The organism is Clostridium sp. CMCC3677 (genome assembly GCF_023845585.1).
Lineage (GTDB): Bacteria > Bacillota > Clostridia > Clostridiales > Clostridiaceae > Clostridium > Clostridium aquiflavi.
The window spans coordinates 1-207 of the sequence record NZ_JAMQHS010000150.1 but is presented as its reverse complement, the minus strand read 5'-3'; the positions used below and the strand labels follow the sequence as shown (position 1 = coordinate 207).

The following is a 207-nucleotide window of genomic DNA, read 5'->3' as shown; positions in this document are numbered from 1 at the left end:
GGTCCAATGACGGGGGGATTGATGGTATTATTAATCAGGACCCACTTGGCACGAGTACAGTATATCTCCAAGCTAAAAGATACAAAGAAGATAATAGAATAAATCGATCGGATATACAATCATTTTATGGTGCATTAGCAAGTGTGCGAGCTGATAGAGGAGTTTTTATTACGACCTCTAGTTATACAAGTGGAGCAAAAGAATTTG

General features: G+C 38.2%; 1 protein-coding gene. It reads left to right on the top strand.

The genetic code is table 11. The features are described from left to right. Window positions 1–207 (top strand): restriction endonuclease (locus NG901_RS17040; RefSeq protein WP_252217151.1); only part of this gene is annotated, 207 nt, incomplete at both ends.